This window comes from Marinovum sp. (genome assembly GCF_034669705.1).
Classification (GTDB): Bacteria; Pseudomonadota; Alphaproteobacteria; order Rhodobacterales; family Rhodobacteraceae; genus Marinovum.
In genome coordinates this window covers 1-20184 of sequence record NZ_JAXMOR010000038.1, presented here as the reverse complement: position 1 = coordinate 20184, position 20184 = coordinate 1, and the positions used below count along the sequence as shown (strand labels likewise).

The 20184-nt window shown below is 67.0% G+C and carries 18 protein-coding genes, 1 tRNA gene and 1 riboswitch; of the genes, 9 read left to right on the top strand and 10 right to left on the bottom strand.

What is annotated here, in order from left to right; all coding sequences use genetic code 11:
* Positions 1-19 precede the first annotated feature (19 nt).
* Together VOI27_RS19905 and VOI27_RS19900 are read left to right on the top strand one after the other, a co-directional pair.
* Positions 20-1924 (top strand): OmpA family protein, encoded by a 1905-nt coding sequence (locus tag VOI27_RS19905; protein WP_323767811.1) that lies wholly within the window; start codon positions 20-22, stop codon positions 1922-1924.
* On the top strand, positions 1917-2249 hold the full coding sequence (locus VOI27_RS19900) for a hypothetical protein (protein ID WP_323767809.1): 333 nt from the start codon (positions 1917-1919) through the stop codon (positions 2247-2249). Before VOI27_RS19905 ends, VOI27_RS19900 begins: the two co-directional genes overlap by 8 nt.
* A gap of 217 nt (positions 2250-2466) precedes the next feature.
* Here VOI27_RS19900 and aroC read toward each other — a convergent pair whose 3' ends face one another.
* Entirely contained in the window at positions 2467-3582 is a 1116-nt protein-coding gene (aroC, locus tag VOI27_RS19895; protein WP_323767807.1) for a chorismate synthase, read from the bottom strand.
* A 95-nt stretch (positions 3583-3677) separates the two neighbouring features.
* Positions 3678-3784, top strand: a riboswitch (TPP riboswitch).
* A gap of 34 nt (positions 3785-3818) precedes the next feature.
* Here aroC and VOI27_RS19890 point away from each other — a divergent pair.
* Genes VOI27_RS19890 through VOI27_RS19880 form a run of 3 tightly spaced genes read left to right on the top strand, consistent with a single transcriptional unit; the run spans position 3819 to position 6968 of the window.
* Complete coding sequence (locus VOI27_RS19890; protein WP_323767804.1) at positions 3819-4805, top strand: thiamine ABC transporter substrate binding subunit; 987 nt, start codon at positions 3819-3821, stop codon at positions 4803-4805.
* Positions 4781-6283 carry a thiamine/thiamine pyrophosphate ABC transporter permease ThiP gene (locus tag VOI27_RS19885; protein ID WP_323767802.1) on the top strand — a complete coding sequence of 501 codons (1503 nt, stop codon included), beginning with the start codon at positions 4781-4783 and terminating at the stop codon, positions 6281-6283. Before VOI27_RS19890 ends, VOI27_RS19885 begins: the two co-directional genes overlap by 25 nt.
* On the top strand, positions 6276-6968 hold the full coding sequence (locus VOI27_RS19880) for an ATP-binding cassette domain-containing protein (protein WP_323767800.1): 693 nt from the start codon (positions 6276-6278) through the stop codon (positions 6966-6968). The genes VOI27_RS19885 and VOI27_RS19880 overlap by 8 nt, the downstream gene beginning before the upstream one ends.
* A gap of 228 nt (positions 6969-7196) precedes the next feature.
* Here the strand turns inward: VOI27_RS19880 and VOI27_RS19875 are convergent, their stop codons facing one another.
* From VOI27_RS19875 to dapF, 7 genes are all read right to left on the bottom strand, one after another.
* Entirely contained in the window at positions 7197-7991 is a 795-nt protein-coding gene (locus VOI27_RS19875) for a cytochrome c1 (protein WP_323767798.1), read from the bottom strand.
* An 18-nt stretch (positions 7992-8009) separates the two neighbouring features.
* Complete coding sequence (gene petB / locus VOI27_RS19870) at positions 8010-9353, bottom strand: cytochrome b (RefSeq protein WP_323767796.1); 1344 nt, start codon at positions 9351-9353, stop codon at positions 8010-8012.
* A gap of 12 nt (positions 9354-9365) precedes the next feature.
* Positions 9366-9929, bottom strand: a complete 564-nt coding sequence (petA, locus tag VOI27_RS19865; RefSeq protein WP_323767794.1) for a ubiquinol-cytochrome c reductase iron-sulfur subunit — start codon at positions 9927-9929, stop codon at positions 9366-9368.
* Positions 9930-10244: 315 nt separating this feature from the next.
* Positions 10245-10850 (bottom strand): glutathione S-transferase, encoded by a 606-nt coding sequence (locus tag VOI27_RS19860; protein ID WP_323767792.1) that lies wholly within the window; start codon positions 10848-10850, stop codon positions 10245-10247.
* Between the two features lie 44 nt (positions 10851-10894).
* A complete protein-coding gene (locus VOI27_RS19855; protein ID WP_323767791.1) occupies positions 10895-11524 on the bottom strand; it encodes an FMN-binding negative transcriptional regulator in 630 nt (209 codons plus the stop codon).
* 3 nt (positions 11525-11527) lie between these two features.
* Complete coding sequence (gene mtaB / locus VOI27_RS19850) at positions 11528-12781, bottom strand: tRNA (N(6)-L-threonylcarbamoyladenosine(37)-C(2))-methylthiotransferase MtaB (RefSeq protein WP_323767789.1); 1254 nt, start codon at positions 12779-12781, stop codon at positions 11528-11530.
* Positions 12778-13614, bottom strand: coding sequence for a diaminopimelate epimerase (gene dapF, locus VOI27_RS19845; protein WP_323767787.1), 837 nt, complete (start codon positions 13612-13614; stop codon positions 12778-12780). Before dapF ends, mtaB begins: the two co-directional genes overlap by 4 nt.
* A gap of 107 nt (positions 13615-13721) precedes the next feature.
* Here dapF and VOI27_RS19840 point away from each other — a divergent pair.
* The 3 genes from VOI27_RS19840 to VOI27_RS19830 all read left to right on the top strand — a co-directional run bounded on the left by VOI27_RS19840 (position 13722) and on the right by VOI27_RS19830 (position 16396).
* Positions 13722-13797 (top strand) — tRNA-Lys (locus tag VOI27_RS19840).
* A gap of 230 nt (positions 13798-14027) precedes the next feature.
* Positions 14028-15683 carry a mechanosensitive ion channel family protein gene (locus VOI27_RS19835; RefSeq protein WP_323767785.1) on the top strand — a complete coding sequence of 552 codons (1656 nt, stop codon included), beginning with the start codon at positions 14028-14030 and terminating at the stop codon, positions 15681-15683.
* A 233-nt stretch (positions 15684-15916) separates the two neighbouring features.
* Positions 15917-16396, top strand: a complete 480-nt coding sequence (locus VOI27_RS19830) for a DUF4188 domain-containing protein (RefSeq protein WP_323767783.1) — start codon at positions 15917-15919, stop codon at positions 16394-16396.
* 159 nt (positions 16397-16555) lie between these two features.
* Here VOI27_RS19830 and egtD read toward each other — a convergent pair whose 3' ends face one another.
* The gene (gene egtD / locus VOI27_RS19825) at positions 16556-17506 is read right to left on the bottom strand and encodes an L-histidine N(alpha)-methyltransferase (RefSeq protein WP_323767781.1); all 951 of its coding nucleotides are present in this window, start codon (positions 17504-17506) and stop codon (positions 16556-16558) included.
* Positions 17506-18768 carry an ergothioneine biosynthesis protein EgtB gene (gene egtB, locus VOI27_RS19820; protein ID WP_323767779.1) on the bottom strand — a complete coding sequence of 421 codons (1263 nt, stop codon included), beginning with the start codon at positions 18766-18768 and terminating at the stop codon, positions 17506-17508. The genes egtD and egtB overlap by 1 nt, the downstream gene beginning before the upstream one ends.
* Positions 18769-19464: 696 nt before the next feature.
* Here egtB and VOI27_RS19815 point away from each other — a divergent pair.
* A partial coding sequence (locus VOI27_RS19815; RefSeq protein ID WP_323767777.1) for a class I SAM-dependent methyltransferase occupies positions 19465-20184 on the top strand: 720 nt, incomplete at its 3' end.

Here is a 20184-nt window from a genome sequence, read left to right as displayed (position 1 = left end):
CACAGTCCGGACCCGCCTTATGCGTCTTTCGACCTATGTGCTGCCCGCCTCCTCCTTCGCCGTTGCGGCGGTCCTGTCCATCGTCGCCGCCGGCTTTGCGGTCACCCTTGTCGAAGACGCCTCGGAAGAGGCCGTCACCGAGCAGTTCCAGACCGCCGGTCTGAGCTGGGCCTCGGTCGATGCCACCGGGTTGCAGGTCTACCTGTTCGGCACCGCGCCCACCGAGGCGGCACGCTTCCGCGCCCTGTCGAACGCCGGGCAGGTGGTCGACGCCGCGCGGGTGATCGACCAGATGGATGTGGTCGACACCCAGGGCCTCGCACCGCCGAAGTTCTCGGTCGAGATCCTGCGCAATGATGCCGGGGTGTCGCTGATCGGCCTGGTGCCCAAGGGTGCCAAGCACGCCGAAATGGTCGCCCGGCTGGGCAAGATCGTCGGCAAGGACAAGGTCTCGGACCTGATGGAGACCGCCGAACATCCGGTGCCCGAGGGCTGGGACGGCGCCATGCGCTTTGCGCTCGAGGCGCTGACCCGGCTGCCGCGCTCGAAGATCTCGGTCGAACCTTCGGAAGTATACGTCACCGCCATGACCGAGAGCGAGGACGAGCGCGTGACCACCGAGGCGGCGCTGCTCAAGCTGGCGCCGGAGGGGGTGCGCGTGCAGTTGGCGATCTCGGCGCCGCGGCCGGTGATCACGCCGTTCACCCTGCGCTACGTGATCGAAGGCGGGGCCGGCCGTTTCGAGGCCTGTTCCGCCGACACCGAGGCGGCCCGCGACCGCATCCTCGCCGCCGCCACCGCCGCCAAGGGCCTGGACGGTGACACCGAATGCCGCATCGGTCTGGGCGTGCCGACCAAGCGCTGGGCCGAAGGGGCCGAGCTGGCGATTGCCGCGCTCGACACGCTGGGTGGCGGCGCCCTGACGATCAGTGATGCCGAGATCTCGATGATCGTGCCCGAAGGCACCGACCAGGACCTCTTCGACCAGACCGTCGGCGGGCTGGAAAATCAGCTGCCGCCGGTGTTCGATCTGACCGCGGTACTGCCGGAAACCCCCGAGGAAAACGACGACGGCCCCCCCGAGTTCGTTGCCACCCTGAGCCCGGAAGGCCAGGTGCACCTGCGCGGCCGGGTCTCGAGCGAGATGACCCGGCAGACGGCGGAGAGCTATGCCAAGGCGGCGTTCGACAGCGGCGCGGTGCGCAGCACCGCCCGGGTCGACGAGAACCTGCCCGCCGGCTGGCCGGTGCGGGTGCTGGCGGCAATCGAATCGCTGTCCTATCTCGCCAATGGCGCGGTCACCGTCACCCCCGACGACATGCGCATCTCGGGTCGCACCGGCGACCAGTCGGCCAGTGTCGCGATGGCGGCCCTGATGACCGAGAAGCTGGGCGAGGCGGCGGAATTCACCATCGAGGTCGAGTATGTCGAGGCGCTCGACCCGCTGGCCGCCCTCCCCACCCCAGAGGAATGCCTCGGCCGCATCGCCACCGTCCTCGGCGACCGCAAGCTGAGCTTCGAGCCCGGTTCCAACACGCTCGACGCCACCGGCAAGGACATCCTCGACGACATCGCCGAGGTGCTCTCGGGCTGTGGTCAGATCGACCTCGAGATCGCCGGCCACACCGACAGCCAGGGCCGCGAGAGCATGAACCTCGAGCTCAGCCAGGCCCGGGCCGACGCGATCCTGACCGAGCTGCGCAACCGCCGGGTGCTGACCTCGACCTTCCGCGCCAGAGGCTATGGCGAGACCCAGCCGATCGAGAGCAACGACAGCGAGGCCGGCCGCGAGGCCAACCGCCGGATCGAATTCCGCCTGCTGCAGGTTGAAGATGCGGCCGAGGCGGAATCGGAGCTTGAAAACACTGGGGAATCCGTAGAAGAAGACGGCGCTTCTGCTACGGAGGACGCCGCGGATGAGTAGGACAGAATTTATCATCGCCACGGCGATCGTCCTGTTTGTGGCCTTCTGCCTCGGCTGGTTTGCCAACTGGCTGCTGCACCGCTTCACCGCGGTGTCGAAATCCGACGTCGGCGAGCTCGAGCGGATGAGCCAGGAGTTGCACGAGGCCGAAGAGACCCGCGATCAGGCGATCACCTACCTGCAGCAGCGCGAGGCCGAGCTGACCAACCAGCTGGCCCAGACAGAGGCCGAGCTGACCGCCGCGATGGAGGGCCTTCGCGACGCCCGCCACGAGGCCGAAGAGCTTCGCGCCTACGCCGAGCGCCTGCAACAGACCGCCGGCTGAACGGGTCGCGCCGCGGCTGCCGGCCTGGGTCCTTTCCCACCCCTCACGATCTTCACGCTGCTGTCCTGGCCCCCGAGCCGGGACCTCATCGCCAGACACAAACCAAGAGGCCCCGGAACAGGTCCGGGGCGCGGATCGCTCTCACTTCGAGGAGTTCAGCGGCCACCCGACCGGACCCCGCAACGCTCTCAACCAAAGCGCAGCGCCGTCCCCTGGCTCAGCCGATCTTCCCCAGGGTCTCGCCGACATCGCCGCCGATCTGCCCACGGTGCATCAGGATGTGATCAAGCAGCACGCAGGCCATCATCGCTTCGCCAACCGGTACCGCACGGATGCCGACGCAGGGGTCATGCCGGCCCTTGGTGATGATCTCGGTCTCCTCGCCGCCTTTGGTGATCGTCTTTCGGGTGGTCAGGATCGACGAGGTCGGCTTGACCGCGAAACGCACCACGATCTCCTGACCGGTGGAAATCCCGCCCAGAATGCCGCCGGCGTGGTTCGACGAGTACACCGGCCCGTCAGGTCCCATGAAGATTTCGTCGGCATTTTCCGACCCGGTCAGCGCCGCCGTCGCCATGCCGTCGCCGATCTCCACCGCTTTGACCGCATTGATCGACATCATCGCCGTCGCCAGATCGGTATCCAGCTTGCCGTAGACCGGCGCCCCAAGACCCGCCGGCGCGCCCTGCGCCACCACCTCGATCACCGCGCCCACCGAATTATGCGCATCCTTGCGCAGGTGGCCGAGATAGGCATCCCACTCCGGCACAGCCTCGGCATCCGGCACCCAGAAATCGTTGCGGCCGATCTCGTCCCAGTCAAAGCGACTCCGGTCGATGTGCTTCTCGCCCATCTGCACCATGTAGCCGGTGATCTTCAGCCCCGGCAGCATCTGCGCCAGCGCCGCCCGCGCCACGCCGCCGGCCGCCACCCGCGCCGCTGTCTCGCGCGCCGAGGAGCGGCCGCCGCCGCGGTAGTCGCGGATGCCGTATTTCTGCCAATAGGTGATGTCGGCATGACCGGGGCGGAACTTCTCGACGATGTCGCCGTAATCCTTCGACCGCTGGTCGGTATTGCGGATCATCAGCTGGATCGGCGTGCCGGTCGTGCGGCCCTCGAACACCCCCGAGAGGATCTCCACCGCATCCGGTTCCTTGCGCTGGGTGGTGTTCTTGTTCTGCCCCGGTTTGCGCTTGTCGAGCCACTGCTGCAGGAAGCCTTCGTCGATCTCAACCCCCGGCGGGCAGCCGTCTACCGTCGCCCCCAGCGCCGGCCCGTGGCTCTCGCCCCAGGTGGTGACGCGGAACATGCGGCCAAAGGTGTTGTAGCTCATGGTTCTAGCCCTCCGTTTGCCCCATCCTCTAAGGCCGCGGCCGGCGACGCTCAAGCACTATTGGCTTGATGCGCCCCTCAGCGCGCCCTAGGTATGACCCCACCTCGGGGTGCCGTTCCGCGCGAACGGCTGAGATGCGCTCTGCGAACCCGTTGAACCTGAACCGGCTAGAACCGGCGGAGGGAAGGTCGGCCCTACAGGCGCTCCCCACCCGCCCCGAAGATGTGGAGACCCCCATGCTGGGACGCACCCTCGCCGCGGGACTGATTGCAGCCACGGCCCAGGCCGCGACTGCCGAGACCCCCGTGCTTACCGTCTATGCAGGCGATTACTTCAATTCCGAATGGGGCCCCGGCCCCGGCATCGAGGCGGGCTTCGAGGCGCGCTGCGGCTGCGACCTGGTCTACAAGACCGGCGACCTGCTGCCGCGCCTGCTGCTCGAAGGCGAACGCACCGAGGCCGACGTGGTCATCGGCCTCACCTCAGACGTCACCAAGAAGGCCCGCGAAAGCGGCCTCTTTGCACCGCACGGCCGCGACACTGCGGCGCTGACCCTGCCCGTCGACTGGTCCGACGACACCTTCCTGCCGTTCAACTACGGCCACACCGCCTTTGTCTACAACACCGAGAAGATCGCCGAACCGCCGGCCTCCTTCGATGCGCTGCTCGACGCTCCCGACGACCTGCGGCTGGTGATCCAGGACCCGCGTTCCTCGATCTCGGGCCTCGCGCTGGTGCTCTGGGTGCATGCGGTCTATGGCGACGGGGCGCAGGCCGCCTGGGCGAAACTCGCGCCCAAGATCGTTACTGTCACCAAGGGCTGGTCGGAGAGCTACGGTCTCTTTACCGATGGCGAGGCCGACATGGTGCTGAGCTACACCAGCTCGCCGGCCTATCACATCATCGCCGAGGGCGATGAGACCAAGGCCGCGGCGATCTTCCCCGAAGGCCACTACTTCATGGTCGAGCTGGCCGCCAAGCTGGCCACCACCGACACCCCCGAGCTGGCCGATCAGTTCCTGGATTACATCCTCACCGAGGAGTTCCAGACCATGATCCCAACCACCAACTGGTCCTTCCCCTCGGCGCTGCCGCGCGAGAAATGGCCCGAGGGCTTCCGCGAGCTGCCGGTGCCCGAGACGGTGCTGTTCTATTCCGAGGACGAGGCCGCCGCGCTGCGGGACGAGGCCATCGAGGCATGGCGCAGCGCGCTCTCCCGCTGATCTGGGCGCTGCTCGTCGCCGGGCTGGTGATCGGCCCGGTGACGGCGGTGGTCTGGCGCGCCGGCGGGCTGGCTGCGCTCGGCCCGGCCGAGTATGATGCGCTGTGGTTCACCCTCTGGCAGGCGGCGGTCTCGGCGGCTTTGAGCATCGCTCTGGCGGTCCAGGTGGCGCGCGCCCTGTCGCGCCAGCGCTTCCCCGGACGCGGCCTGCTGATCGCCCTGCTGGGCGCCCCCTTCATCCTGCCGGTGATCGTCGCGGTGCTGGGCCTGCTCGCCGTCTTCGGCGGCAGCGGTCTGGTCAACCAGCTGGGCGCGATGCTGGGCCTGCCGCGGATCGATATCTACGGTTATCACGGCGTGATCTTGGCGCATGTCTTCTTCAACCTGCCGCTGGCCACCCGGCTGATCCTGCAGGGCTGGCTGGCGATCCCGGCCGAGCGCTTCCGCCTCGCCGCCACGCTCGATGCCCCGGTCGGCCGGCTGCTCGAACGGCCAATGCTGCGCCGCATCGCGCCCGGCGCCTTTGCGGTGATCTTCGTGATCTGCCTGACCTCCTTTGCCGTCGCCCTGACGCTCGGCGGCGGGCCGCGCGCCACAACGGTGGAACTGGCGATCTACCAGGCCTTCAAGTTCGATTTCGACCTCGGCAAGGCGGCAACTCTGGCGCTGGTGCAACTGGCGCTCGGCGTGGCCTCGGCCCTGGCCCTGCTGCGGCTCTCGCCGCCGGACGGGTTCGGTGCCGGTCTCGACCGCCTGCAGGCCCGCTGGGATGGCCGGACCGGCCCCGCGCGGCTCGGCGATGCGCTCTGGATCGGCTTTGCCGCGCTCTTCCTGCTGACCCCGCTGGCGATGATCGTGATCGCCGGCCTGCCGGGGCTTCTGTCACTGCCCACCGAGGTCTGGCAGGCCGCTCTGCGCTCGCTCATCGTGGCTCTCGGCGCCACCGCGCTCACCCTCACGCTGGCCCTGCCGCTGGCCACGGAGCTTGGCGAACTGGCCGGCCTGCTCGGTGTCGCGGTCTCGGGACTGGTGCTCGGCACCGGCCTCTTCCTGATCGTCCAGCCATTCATGCGCCCGGCCGACGCCGCCCTGCCGGTCACCCTGCTGGTCAACGCACTGATGGCCCTGCCCTTCGTGCTGCGCATCCTGCGACCCGAGCTCGACGCCGCGCGCGCCGATTACGGCAATCTCGCCGCCAGCCTCGGGATCACCGGTCCGGCGCTCTGGCGCATCGTGCTGCTGCCGCGGCTGCGCCGGCCGCTGGGCTTTGCCGCCGGGCTGACCGCGGCGCTGTCGATGGGCGATCTCGGGGTCATCGCGCTCTTTGCCGACGGCGAACACGCCACCCTGCCGCTGCAGCTCTACCGGCTGATGGGCGCCTACCGGATGGAGGCGGCTCAAGGCGCGGCGCTGCTGCTCCTGATGCTGAGCCTCGGTCTGTTCTGGCTGTTCGACAAGGGAGGCCGCGCCGATGCTTGAGCTGCGCCAACTCGCCTATACCCAGGGCGACTTCCACCTCACCGCCGACACCACGATCTCCGCGGGTTTCACCGCCCTCATCGGGCCCTCGGGCGCCGGAAAATCCACCGTGCTCAACATGATCGCGGGGTTTCTCGCGCCGACCTCCGGCCAGGTGCTCTGGGACGGGCAGGACATCACCGCCCTGCCGCCGGCCCGCCGCCCGGTCAGCATCCTGTTCCAGGACAACAACCTCTTCCCGCATCTCACCGTGGCCGCCAACCTGGCGCTGGCGCTCACCATCCGCCGCCCCGACGCCGCGCAGAGGCGCCGCGTCGACGCCGCCCTCGCCGAGGTCGGTCTAGAGGGTCTCGGCCCCCGCAAGCCCGCCGCGCTCTCCGGCGGCCAGCAAGGCCGCGCCGCACTGGCCCGGGTGCTGCTGCAGGACCGCCCGCTGATGCTGCTCGACGAGCCCTTCTCGGCGCTCGGCCCGGCGCTCAGGACTGAGATGCTCGACCTCGTCGCCCGCCTCGCTGCGGAGCAAGGCATCCAGGTCCTGATGGTCAGCCACGCCCCCGAGGATGCCCGCCGCGTCGCCGGCGAGGTCGCCCTCGTCTCGCACCATCAGCTGCACCCGCCGGAGCCCACCGACACTCTCTTCGCCACTCCCTCGGCCCACCTGAAGGCCTATCTCGGCGACGCCTGACCCCCCAAAACCCCCCTGCCTCTTCTGGCCTTCAAATATCCCTGGGGGAGGCCGCAGGCCGGGGGAACGCCCCCTCTCCACTTCCCCGAAGCACCCCTCCTCCACTATTGCCTGCCCACCAATTCAGGCGGGCGGAGCCCGCCCCCCCGTCGACGCGCGCAGGCGCGGCGAAACAGAAAAAGGCCCCGCCGAAGCGAGGCCTTTTCCGAAATCAAGGTTCGTCGAAACTCACCCCTTCGAGGCGTATTTGATCGGCTTCCAGATTCGCTTGTTGGTCAGGTAGAGCAGCACCGAGAGCAGCACCAGGAAGATTACCCCGGTGAGGCCCGCCTGCTTGCGCGCCATCATCTTCGGCTCCGCCGTCCACATCAGGAAGGCCGAGACGTCTTCGGCCAAATGATGGGTGTCATTGGCGTGGCCATCGGCGAATTCCACCAGCCCGTCGTCGAGCGGCGGCGCCATCGAGATCCAGCCGCCCGGAAAGGCGGTGTTCTCGTAGAGCGTCACCCCGGCTTCGGTCTTTTCCTCGCCGGTATAGCCGGTCAGGATCGCGGCGATGTATTCCGCCCCGCCCATGCCCTTGACGAACTGGTTGATGCCGGTGCCGTAGGGGCCGTGGAACCCGGCCCGGGCCTTGGCCATCAGCGACAGGTCGGGCGCGCCGGCAGCGGTGTTGGCCGGGAAGTTGTCGGTCTCTTTCGCCGGGCGGAAATCATCCAGCTCGGCGTCGAAGACCTCGAAGTTCTGCGCCGCATAGGCCCGGACCTGGTCTTCGGGCAGATGCGGCCCGCCTTCGTCGGCCAGGGTGCGGATCGGCACGTATTGCAGTCCGTGGCAGCCGGCGCAGACCTCGGTATAGACCTGCAGGCCGCGCTGCAGCTGGTTCTGGTCGAAGGCCCCGAAGGGACCCTCGAAGGAGAAGTCCACATCTTCGATATGGCCTGCGTCACCGGCGGCAAAGGCCCCGGTCGCCGTCAACGCCAGCGCGGTGACGGCAGAGATCGTGAGGGTCTTGATGGTCATCTGTCTCTTGCCTCTCGATTATTCGCCGGGGGACACGACGGTCTTGGTGCCGCCGGTCTTGGGGGCATAATGCGCGTCGAAGTCGTCTGCGATGGTGGCGGGCGGGGTCAGCGGTTTCTCGATCACGCCGAGCAGCGGCAGGATCACCAGGAAGTAGGCGAACCAATAGGCCGAGGCGATCAGCGAGAAGGTGGCATAGGGCTCTTCCGCCGGCATGGCGCCAAGCCACATCAGCAGCATGAAGTCGAGCGCCAGCAGCCAGAACCACCACTTGAACATCGGCCGATAGCGGCCCGAGCGCACCGAGGAGGTGTCGAGCCAGGGTGCCAGCGCCATCACCGCGATCGCGCCGAACATTGCCAGCACGCCAAAGAACTTGGCGTCGACGATGCCGCCGGTCACGAAGGACGCGAACTGCACCACCCAGACTTCCGAGGTGAAGGCGCGCAGGATGGCGTAGAACGGCAGGAAGTACCATTCCGGCACAATGTGCGCGGGTGTCGCCAGGGGGTTGGCCTCGATGTAGTTGTCAGGGTGGCCGAGGTAGTTCGGCATGAAACCGACGATGGCAAAGAACACCACCAGGATCACCGCCAGGGCAAACAGGTCCTTCATCACGAAGTAGGGCCAGAACGGCACGGTGTCCTTCTCGGCTTCCGCCTTCGAGGTGCGGCGCACTTCGACGCCGGTAGGGTTGTTGTTGCCGGTGGTGTGGAAGGCCCAGATGTGCACCGCAACCAGCGCCGCGATGACGAAGGGCAGCAGGTAGTGCAGCGAGAAGAAGCGGTTCAGCGTGGCGTTGTCCACCGCCGGTCCGCCCAGCAGCCAGGTCTGGATCGGCTCGCCGATGAACGGGATCGCGCCGAACAGGCCGGTGATCACCGTCGCCCCCCAGAAGGACATCTGGCCCCAGGGCAGAACGTAGCCCATGAACGCCGTGCCCATCATCGCCAGATAGATCAGCATGCCGATGATCCAGGTGATTTCGCGCGGGGCCTTGTAGGAGCCGTAGTAGAGACCGCGGAAGATATGCATGTAGACCGCGACAAAGAACAGCGAGGCGCCGTTCATGTGCACGTAGCGGATGAAGTGGCCGCCGTTGACGTTGCGCATGATGTGCTCGATCGAAGCAAAGGCCAGATCGACATGCGGGGTGTAATGCATCACCAGGATGATGCCGGTGACGATCTGCAGCACCAGGCAGAAGGTCAGGATGATGCCCCAGATCCACATCCAGTTGAGGTTCTTGGGCGTGGGGATCATGATCGTGTCATAAAGCAGACCGACGATCGGCAGCCGCTTGTGCAGCCACTTCTCGCCACCGGTTGTCGGTTCGTAATGGTCGTGAGGAATACCAGCCATTTCTTACGCTCCTTATCCCAGCAGCAGAGTGGTTTCGTCTTCGAAGACGGCGGGCGGCACATGCAGGTTCTCGGGTGCCGGACCTTTGCGGATGCGGCCTGCGGTGTCGTAGTGCGAGCCGTGGCAGGGGCAGAACCAGCCGCCGAACTCGCCGGCACCGTCGCCCAGCGGCACGCAGCCCAGGTGGGTGCAGACGCCCATCTGGACCAGCCATTGGCCGTCAGCGTCGAGGGTGCGGTTCTCGTCGGTGGCGGCGGTGTCACCAGCCAGATTGGGGTTGCGCGCGATCGGGTCGATCAGGTCGCCCAGGTCGACGGCGCGGCCCTCTTCGATCTCGGCGTCGGTGCGGCGGCGGATGAAGACCGGCTTGCCCAGCCACTTCACCGTCAGCTGCGTGCCCTGCTCGACGCCCGAGACGTCGACCCGGATCGAGCTGAGTGCGCGCACGTCGGCGGAGGGGTTCATTTGATTGACAAGCGGCCAGACCGCGGCACCGGCCGCAACGGCGCCCGCGCCTGCGGTGGCATAGTAGAGAAAATCTCTGCGGGTGCCTTCGTGATCGTCTGCGTGGGACACGAGTGATCTCCATTTCAACGCCAGATGACTGGCTATAAATTCGAGGGCCGCACGCGTGACCGAATGCAGCTTACTGGTGGGGTATGTAACCAAGCCTCAAAATGGCGTCCAGCGTTCAAAAGCGCGCAGGGGCCATCGCGCCCTATTGTCGCGGCAAAAAATCATTGAAATCGCGCCTCAAAGGCCCATGGGCCGGCCGGCTGTGACAAATTCGCCAATCCGGCGAAGCGCTTGACGCCGAGATCCGCACCGTCGGGGCGACTCGGACGAATCCTCGCGCCCGGCCCCGCGGAAGCCGGTGGCCGGGCCGCGGGATCAGTCCTTCGGGGCCGTGGCCAGCATCGCCGGGCGCTGCGAGAACGCCTCGTACCACTCGGCCAGCGCCGGGTTGCCTGTGCGCCAGGCCCGTTCGCCATGGCGGAAGTCGAGATAGGACAGCGCGCAGCCGACCGCGATCTGGCCGATATCAAGCGGCCCGCGCAAGTGGCTGATCCAACGGGTGTTGAGCGCCGATACCGCGCGGTCGATCTTCTGCCACTGGCTCTCGACCCATTCCGCCGACTGCTTCTCCTCGGGCCGGAAGCGCGCCTCGTAGACCATCAGCACCGCGGCATCCATCATTCCGTCGGCCGTCGCCTCGAGCGTCAGCACATCCCATTGACGCCGCTCGGGATAGAGCCCGGCGCCGACCCGGGCGTCGAGAAAGCGACAGATCACCCGGCTGTCGTAGATGGTCGGCGCATCGGGGCGGATCAGCGCCGGGATCTTGCCCACCGGGTTGGCCGCGATCAGCTCGGGCGAGGGGCCGGTCGGCGACGCGACGACGGTGACATATTCCACCGCATCGACCTGGTCGGTCTCGTGCAGGGTCACCAGGACCTTGCGGACAAAGGGCGACGGCCCCGCCATCAGTAGTTTCATGCCGCTGTCCTCTTGGTTGCGGATCGCAGGCGCAGGTTAGCAGCCTATCCGCCGGTGTCCACGCCCCGCATCAAGGCAGCAAGCCACGCCAGCTCCTGGCCCTGACCATAGGCGGCAACGCCATCGGCAGCGCGCGCGCGCACCGCGTCGGGCTTGTTCTGGCTCAGCTTCCATGTGCCGTCGATCCCGGTCACCTCGAGCCGGAAGGGCAGGATCATCCGCATCATCTTGTCCATCACCCCCGGCGACATCTTGTCGGTGGTCCAGGGCGGTTTCGGCAACAGCCGCTCCTCGAAGAATGCCGCCTGCCGGTCGAGCAGGTCCCAGAGCGCATCGGGCGGCAGCGGCCGCAGCCGGCCGGTCAGATGCACTGCAACGTAATTCCAGGTCGGCACCTGATCGGCGACCTCGTACCAGTCTGGCGAGACATAGCTGTCGGGCCCGGTCACCGCGATCCGCGCCGCCAGCTCGTCGGTGCCGGCGCGGGCGATGGGGTTGGAGCGCAGCAGGTGCAGATCGGCCTCGGTGCCGGCGGCGTCGAGCAGGAAGGGCACATGCGACAGCAGCGGCGCGCCGGCGCCATCGGTCACCGCCAGCGTCCCGAAGCCGCGCTCGCGCGCGAAGCTCAGGTTGCGCGCCTCTTCCTCGCGGCGGAAGACCGGGTTGGGATGCATCGCTCAGGCCACCAGCTGCTGGCCGTCATGGCCGGTGATGGTTGCAGTCACGATCTCGCCCTCGGGCTGGGCCGCGGCAAAGCGCACCTCGGCAAACTGTTCGGTCCGTCCCATGTGGGGGTTTTCCATCAACATATGATGAACCCGGCCCTGTTGTCCCGCCAGATGCGCCGCAACCTGCGCCGCGCCCGCCGCGCGCAGCCGTCCGGCGCGCTGCTTGATCGCCCGGCCGTCGACCTGCGGCATCCGCGCCGCCGGGGTGCCGGGGCGCGGGCTATAGGGAAAGACATGCAGCCAGGTCAGCCCGCAGTCCGCGACCAGCTTGAGAGAGTTCTCGAACATCGCCTCGGTCTCGGTCGGGAACCCGGCGATGATATCGGCGCCATAGGTCATGTCTGGGCGCAGCCGGCGGGCCTCTTCGCAAAAGGCGATGGCATCGTCGCGCAGGTGGCGGCGCTTCATCCGCTTGAGAATCATGTCGTCGCCAGCCTGCAGGCTCAGGTGCAGATGCGGCATCAGCCGCGGCTCGGTGGCAATCGTTTCCATCAGCGCCGGGTCGGCCTCGATCGAATCGATCGACGAGATCCTGAGACGCGCCAGATCCGGCACCAGTTTCAGGATCCGCCGCACCAGATCGCCCAGCCGCGGCGTGGCCGGCAGATCGGCGCCCCAGGAGGTGAGGTCGACCCCGGTCAGCACCACCTCATTGTAGCCGCGATCCACCAGCCTCTTGATCTGGTCGACCACCACGCCGGCGGGCACCGAGCGCGAATTGCCCCGGCCATAGGGGATGATGCAGAAGGTGCAGCGATGATCGCAGCCGTTCTGTACCTGCACGTAGGCACGGCTTCGCGTGCCGAAGCCATCGATCAGATGGCCGGCGGTCTCGGTGACCGACATGATGTCGTCGACCTTGACCTTCTCGGTCTCGCCAACGAAATCTGCGGCCATGCCTTTCCAGGTCTCGGGCTGCATCTTCTCGGTGTTGCCGATCACCGCGTCGACCTCCGCCATGGCGGCAAAGGTCTCTGGCTCGGTCTGCGCCGCGCAGCCGGTGACGATCAGCCGGGCTTGCGGGTGCTCGCGCCGAAGCTTGCGGATCTCCTGACGCGCCTTGCGCACCGCTTCGGCCGTCACCGCGCAGGTGTTGACCACCACGGCGCCGTCAAGGCCGGCCTCGGCGGCGAGTTCCTTCATCGCCTCGGTCTCATAGGCATTCAGGCGGCAGCCCATGGTCGAAAAGACAGGCGCGCTCATGTCAGGCTCTCCAGAAAGGCATCGGTCAGGGTGCCGGTAAAGACATGTGCCGTGGGGCCGGTCATCCAGACGCCCTCGTCGGTCACGCGGATGTGGATCGTGCCGCCATCAAGATGGATCGTCACCTCGGGCCCGGTCAGCCCGCGGCGGTGCGCCGCCACGGCGGTGGCGCAGGAGGACGAGCCAGAGGCCAGCGTCACCCCGGTGCCGCGCTCCCAGACCCGCATCCGCAGGGTATTCTCGCCCATCAGGCTGGCGAATTGCACGTTGGTGCGTTCGGGAAACAGCGGGTGGTGCTCGATCTCGGGGCCGCGGGTTTCGAGGTCGATCGCCTCGGCATCTTCGACAAAGAAGGTGCAATGCGGGTTGCCCATGCCGGTGGCGGTGGGGCCGCCCGCGATCGGCAGCTCCAGCGTCTCCATCGCGCGCGCCAGCGGCACCCCCTGCCAGCGGGTCTCGGGGCGCCCCATGTTGACCGAGGTCAGCCCCTGCCCGGCATCGCGCGCCGCCAGCACCCGGGTGCCGGCGCGCAGCCGCAGCGCGGCCGCGCCAGTCTCGGCCATCAGGTGGCGGGCGATGCAGCGGGTGGCATTGCCGCAGGCAGCGGAAATCGAGCCATCGGCGTTGTAGAAGATCAGCTCGGCATCGACGCCCTCGCCCGGCACGATCACCGCCAACTGGTCAAAGCCCACGCCACGGTGCCGGTCGGCCAGCGCCATGGCCAGCGCCGGGGTCATCGCCACCTTGCGCGTCCGGGCATCCAGGACAACGAAGTCGTTGCCCAGCCCGTGCATCTTCATGAAGGTGCGATCTGTCTGATCCGAAGTGTTCATGGCCGCGCATATACGCCTCTGTCAGAACTTATTCCAGAGCCTCGCGTTTTTTCGCGTTTTCGGGGTTGACCCTAACCCCCACAGTTTTTAGAAGCCGCGAACACAGTGGGCCGTTAGCTCAGTTGGTAGAGCAACTGACTTTTAATCAGTGGGTCGCAGGTTCGAATCCTGCACGGCTCACCACTGCACCAACAAGTTGAGGCATCGTGAGCGATGCCAGCGCCCCGCGGGGTCCGGAGCGGTTGCCCGGCGGTTCGTGTTTCGGCCGTTCCGGAGCGGGTGTCCGGTGTCTCGCAACTCCGTGTGGCCCGCGATTTCGGTGGCCAGCACGATGAGTGTCGGGCCACGACGGTGCGCCGCGCCGCTGTTTCCCCCCCACGTGGAACCATCCCGCAGGCCCGGCGTTTGCCCGTATGATTCACCGCATCCGGCTCCTCCTCCTCGCAGTCCTGATCGGTCTCGCGCTTCCCCTCACCGCCCAGGAGCCGGACAGCCAGTCGTGGTACGAGGTCGACGCGCTCAACGCCGGCCTCGACGCCCCGCCCGAGGGGCTCAACCGCGCCTCGCCGCGGGCCTCGATGCGGGCCTTCGTGGAACTGGCGGACGCCGGACACTTTGCCGCAGCGCAGCATCTGCTCAACTTCAACGACATCCCGCCGGAGCGGCAGGCGGTGCAGGGCGAGATCTTTGCCCGCCAGCTCTATCAGGTGATCGACCGCCGGGTCTGGCTCGACTGGTCGGGCCTGCCGGCGCGGCCCGATGCGCTGGTCGAGGATGGCAGCAGCAACAATCCGCAGGCCGGCCAGACCCGCCGCGACCTGGGTATCAAGCTGTTCCAGCTGAACGGCCGCGCCTACGAGATACGCCTCGCGCGCTACAAGGCACCGGGCCTGGACGAGGCGGTCTGGCTGTTCACGCCGCAGACCGTCGAGGACGTGCCGGCGCTGCATGATGCTTATGGCCCACGCGCCTTCGAACGCCACATCCCCGACGCCCTGCAACGCGAGATCGGCGCGCTGCGGCTCTGGGAGTGGATCGCCCTGCCGCTGCTGCTGGGCGCGCTGATCGCATTGGGCTGGACGGTCAAATCCGTGCTCGACACCGCCTCGGGGCGGTTCAGCCGGCCGTTTCTCAAGACCGCTTTCGAACGCGCCAGCTTTCCCCTCGCGCTGTTCATGGTGGCGCTGGCGGCGCAGGCAGTGCTGGGGCTGGCGGTGTCGTTCTCGGGGCCGGTGACGGCGGTGGTGCAGCCGGTGCTGGTGGTGATCATGACCTCGGCGGTGGGCATCGCCATCCTGCGGGTGATCGACGCCGTGCTCGACCGCATCACCCGGCGCTATGTCAGCGAGATCGACGATGCCAGCGGTGTCGACAAGCGCGAGCTCTATACCTCGATCTACGCGCTGCGCCGGGTGATCGTGCTGCTGATGGTGGGTTTTGCCACGATCTTCGTGCTGGTGCAGCTCAACCTTTTCGAATCGCTCGGCATCACCCTCCTGGCCTCGGCCGGGGTGCTGACCGTACTGCTGGGCATTGCCGGCCAGGCGGTGCTGGGCAATATCCTGGCCTCGCTGCAGATCGCCCTGGCCAAGCCGGTGCGGATCGGCGACAGCGTGCTGTTCGAGGGCCACTGGGCCTATGTCGAGAGCATCTTCTACACCTTCATGCGGCTGCGCACCTGGGACGAGCGGCGGATCATCGTGCCGGTGAAATACTTCGTCTCCAATCCCTTCGAGAACTGGTCGGTCAAGGATGCGCGGATGATGAAGACCGTGCGCCTGCGGCTTGACCATGCCGCCGATGCCGAGGCCCTGCGAGAGACCTTCGAGACGGTGGCGAAGGAGGAGGAGGGGGTGATCGAGCATGACACGATGTGCGTCTTTGTCACCGACCACGATGCGCACGGACAGGAGATCACCTTCTACGTCATGACCCCCGACCCCTCGACCGGCTGGGAGGTGGAGATGCGGCTGCGCGAGAAGCTGATGGCGTTCATCCGCGAGGAACATCCCGAATGGTGGCCGCGCGAGCGCGTCACCGGCGGCCGTCACGTGCCGGACGGCGACTGAGAGGCCGGGATGGTGGGAATGTACTTTGCTGGCTGTGCTGACGGACGTGACCTGCGTGCGCGACTGTGGGGCGTCACTGTCCGCCCAGAGCCCTTCCCGACGTAGAATGGCGCGTTGAAATTTGGTGAGTCAACAGGCTTGCACACCTCCTTTGGGCCTCTTTTTCGTTTCTAACTCTCCAGCAGTCCGGTAGGTTTTTACCGCTGAGGAAAATGATTGCGGGGGAACTATGCATGGTGGCCATCCACGGCGAGAGGCTAGCTGCCCACATTGAGGGCGACTTCGTAGTCTTCCTGATCGGTGCGCGGTTGAACAAATGGTGGCAGGTTCGAGACATGATCTGGTTCTCGAAAACAATGCCGAAGATGCTCAAAGAGCTTTCTGCCCTGCCGCGCGAAGAAACCGGGTTTCTTGGCTTTCAAACCTTGAGCTTGTTGGTGAATGTCCAGTACTGGCGGAGTTTTACTCATCTTGAAGCATACGCGCGTTCTAAGGACCACGAGCACTTCCCTAATTGGATCGAATTCAACCGACGCTTCAAGACCCGTCGGGGCGATGTTGGGATCTGGCATGAAACGTACTTGGTGAGGGACGGCGCTTACGAGGCGGTCTATTCCGGCATGCCGGCTTACGGCCTTGGAAAAGCCGGGGAACTTGTACCAGCAACTGGAAGTCGTGAAGGCGCCAGGCAACGCCTGGAGGGGGGCGCCTGAGAGGATATGAATGCTTCGAGAGCGTAGTTGAATGTCGGTTTTGTCCGCACAGCAGACAGTCCATATACCGATGCCCTTGCGAACTCCTGCGAGAGCCGGGCCATGCCACATAGCGGTCCATCCCGCCCCCTAGCGGGCTCGCGGCGCGCGCCCGTCCACTCATCCCGGCGACAGCACCGCCATGGCAAAGCGCTCCGCCTCGTCGAACAGAAGCTCGGCCAGCTGCCAGCCGGCGGGCGCGACCAGGGCCGAGAGCGACTCCCGGGTGTACTTGCGCGAGGCGCTGACGTGGATCGGCTCGCCGGGCGCGAAATCGATGGTCTCACCGTCCAAGGCCACGCTCTGGTGGCAGGTCGAGACCAGCTCCATGTCGATCCGTGCCGCCGCGGCGTTCCAGCGCGCGCGGTAGGCAAACTGCGTCAGCTCGAAATCGGCCCCGGCCTCTGAATTGAGCCGCTGCAGGATATTGCCGATGAACTGCGCGGTGACGCCCTGGCTGTCGTCATAGGCGGCGACCAGCTCGCCGCGGTCCTTGACCAGGTCGACCCCGAGGATGAAGCCCTGCGCCCCGGGCCAGGCGCGGGCATGGGCCAACAGCGCGGTGGCGGTCTCTGGCGGCAGGTTGCCGATGGTCGAGCCGGGAAAGAACCCCACCTTGGGCGCATCGGCAAGCCCCTCGGGCAGCGTCACCGCCTCGCTGAAATCGGCCACCACGGGGGCAATCTGCATCCCGGGATAGGCCGCGCGCAACCCTTGGGCTGTCTGCTGCAGGAAGTCCTCCGAGATGTCGATCGGCACATAGGCCCCGAAATGCCCGCCGGCGTCGAGCAGCGTGCGGGTCTTGACCGAGGCGCCGGAGCCGAACTCGACCAGCGCCCCGCCCTCGGGCACCAGCCCTGCCAGACGGTCGGCATGGGCGCTCAGGATCGCCGCCTCGCTGCGGGTCAGGTAGTATTCCGGCAGGGTGGTGATCTGCTCAAAAAGCGCGCTGCCGCGCGGATCATAGAGCCATTTCGGGCTCAGCACCTTGGGCGTGCCACGCAGCCCGCGCAGCGAGTCCTCGACAAGGGCCGTGGCGGTGGCGGCGCGGGCCTGGACCGAGCCGTCCATCAGGCCAGGTCCCGGGCCAGCCGCAGCCCCATCATCTGCCAGCGTTGATGGGGATAGAAGAAGGTCCGGTAGGTCGTCCGCATCTGCTCGCGCGGGGTGGCGCAGGAGCCGCCGCGCAGCACCCGCTGGTTGACCATGAACTTGCCGTTGTATTCACCAAGCGCGCCCTCGGGCGGACGAAACCCGGGGTACGGCGCGAAATCCGAGGCGGTCCATTCCCAGACATCGCCCCAGACGCCCGTGCCGGGGATCGGCCGCAGCAGGCCGATGTCATCGGCCTCGCCCATCAGGTTGCCGGCGATCGGGGTGTCGCGGAACGCCAGCTCGTGCTCGGCCTCGGTGGGCAGCCGCGCGCCGGCCCAGCGGGCGTAAGCCTCGGCCTCGTAATAGCTCACATGTACCACCGGCGCCTCGAGCGCGACCGGCTGCGGGCCGCGCAGGGTGTAGGTCCACCACTCCCCGTCCTGCTGCCACCAGTAGAGCGGATGCTGCCAGTCCTCGGCCTGCGCCACCGCGAGCCCCTCCATCAGCCAAAGGCGCGCGTCGCCATAGCCGCCATCCTCGATGAAGCCGATCCAGTCGCGGTTGCTGACCGGGCGGTTGGCGATCTCGAAGGGTTGGAGCCAGACCCGGTGCCGCGGCCCCTCGCAATCATAGGCAAAGCCCCGGCCGTCATGGCCGATCTCGACCAGCCCGCCGTCGTGACGGTCAAAGTGCAACTCGGGGCCGGTGGTGACCTCGAGCGGCTCGGGTTCCTTGTAGACCGGCAGAAGCGGGTTGAAGCTCAGCCCGTGCAGCAGGTCGGTGACCAGCAGCTCCTGGTGCTGCATCTCGTGGTGACAGCCCAGCTCGACCAACGCGGCGATCTCCTCGGCATCGTCGCGGCGCTGGGCCAGCAGGGTGGCGAGGCTGTCCTCGACATGGGCGCGATAGTCGCGCACCGCCTCCCCGCCGGGCCGCGAGACCAGGCCGCGCTTGTCGCGGGCGTGGCGCGGGCCGGCCTGGGTGTAATAGGAGTTGAACAGAAAGGCGAAACGGTCATCGGGCGAGTTGTAGCCGGGCTGGCGTTTCCTGAGGATGAATTCCTCGAAAAACCAGGTGGTATGGGCGAGGTGCCATTTCGCCGGCGAGGCGTCCTCCATGCTCTGCAGCATCGTGTCTTCGGGAGAGAGCGGCGCGGCCAGCGCATCGCTGCGCGCACGGGTCCGGGTGAAGAGAACCATCGCCTCGTTCGGCGTCAACGGCGCGAGTGCTGGGGTCATGAAAACGTCCTTGGCTCGGAAATGGCGAACTGTGGTCCGGGACAACATAGAAGAGGTTCTGGCAGATCAAGTCTGGGAGAGAGATTTGACAGGTGTGTGACAGGTGGCGGGCAACGCGGCTGCGGGAGTTGCCTGGAACGTTGACAGCGCGCACAGCCCATCGTGCATCGCCGGGCCGCCCCCAGGCGCGGCGATTTGGCAGCCACAAGCATGTTGATCGGGTCCTACGGGCTTTGCAGGGATAAAGTGGACCCCGCCTCCGTCGGATCGCCGCACCACGGCCCGACTCTGCGCCGCTGATCTCAGGCCAGGAAGTTCTGTCTCTCGACATTGGTCCGTAAGGAAAGCTTGCCTATCACCGCGTGCTGGCAGCAGGAGCGCCAGCGCATTGACCGGAGGTCGTCGGGGAGTGCAACGATAAGCAGCCCCCGCTGAAAAAAGGTTACCGCGTCTCACGGCGGCAGAACTTGCGCTGGCGCAAGGTGCGGAAAACATTTCTGGCGTAGAGAAGTCGCAGAGCGGCGCGCGCGAAACTGGCGTGAGGGCGCGTTGGTCAGTATCTTCTTCACAAACCGAAATTCTGCTACAGTGACACATCCGACTCGTGCAGTTGGCGGCTTGCGGTCTCCGGTCCGGTCATCCCCGAAACCTCAGCATCCAGACCCGCAGAGCGTGCTCGCTAACGGAGGACGCGCGATGGAACTGACTCTCGACACCCCCACAGATGCAGAGGCCCTGAAGGCGCGGGTTCGCGCGCAGTGGGACCAGGCGGCCGAAGGATGGGACCGCCACGAGGCGAGCATCGGCAGATGGCTCCACGATGTCACCGCCGCGATGATCGACCTCGCGGGCATCGCCTCCGGCGCTTCGGTGCTGGACCTCGCGGCTGGCAACGGCGCCCAGTCGGTCGATCTCGCCAGACGCGTCGGTGTGTCCGGAAGGGTTGTCGCCACCGACCTCTCGCCCACCGCTGTCGAGATCGCATCGCGACGCCTCGGGGCACTCGCCATGGACGGGGCCTCGGCGATGGTGGCCGATATCGAAGCTCTTCCGTTCGAAAGTGCGACCTTTGACGCAGCGACCTGCCGGCTCGGCCTGATGTTCCTGCCGCACCCTTCCATTGGCCTGGCCGAGATGCGCCGGGTGCTTCGGCCGGGCCGCCGCGCCGTTTCGGTCGTTTTCTCGCGCCCCGAGCGCAATCCCTGCGTCACCACGCTGATGCGCGTCGCCTGCACGCAGGTCGGTGTCGCGCCGCCCGACCCTGCCCGGCCCGGCAGCCTGCTGAGCCTCGGGGCGCCCGGAGTGCTCGCGCGGCTCTACCGCGAGGCCGGGTTCTCGGGCGTCCATGAACTCGTTGTCTCGGCACCGTTCCGCATGCCTTCGGCGCGCCATTACGTGGATTTCGTCCGTGACGGC